Annotated in this window: 1 protein-coding gene; it reads right to left on the reverse strand. The window is 46.1% G+C overall.

Translation table 11 applies throughout. The features are described 5' to 3' along the window. Window positions 1-588 (reverse strand): glycosyltransferase family 9 protein (locus AB4486_RS24485; protein WP_372119251.1); only part of this gene is annotated, 588 nt, incomplete at both ends.

Here is a 588-nt window from a genome sequence, read left to right on the forward strand (position 1 = left end):
CACATTGTCTAAACTATGGTAAGGCCCTGTTCGCATTGGGTTACTGTGCGCATACAAGCCAATGACGGGGACACCTTGAGTGGTCGCAATGTGTGCAGGCCCTGAATCAGGAGCGATCACAACACTGGATTGACCAATCACTGCGGTAAGCTGCTTTAACGAGGTTGAGCCAACTAAATTAATACTAGGTGATGTCATGTGCTGAGATATATTGTCGGTTAAATTGCGCTCTCTATCCGTTGGAGCACCACAAAAAACCACTTTAAAGCCTAACTGATAAGCGTGATCGGCGACAGCGGCATAGCGCTCAACTAACCAGTTTCTCTCATCTTTACTCGCAGCAGGGCTAATAACAATATACGGCTCATGCGCAAGCTCCATCGATAGTTTTTGGTCTTCATCAGACAAAGCAAGATCCCATGTCGGCATCTGCTTGGGACATCCCAAAAAGTAAGCAAATTCAGAGAAATTATCTAACACATGAGATGCGTCCGTTTTTGGCAGCTTGCGATTGGTAAAGAGCCACTGCCCCTCTTTGGCACGTGTCCAACTAAAGCCAAGTTTTACTTTTGCCTTTATCCCTATCGT

Origin of the sequence: Vibrio sp. 10N.222.55.C6 (genome assembly GCF_041473395.1) — a bacterium.
GTDB lineage: Bacteria > Pseudomonadota > Gammaproteobacteria > Enterobacterales > Vibrionaceae > Vibrio > Vibrio crassostreae_C.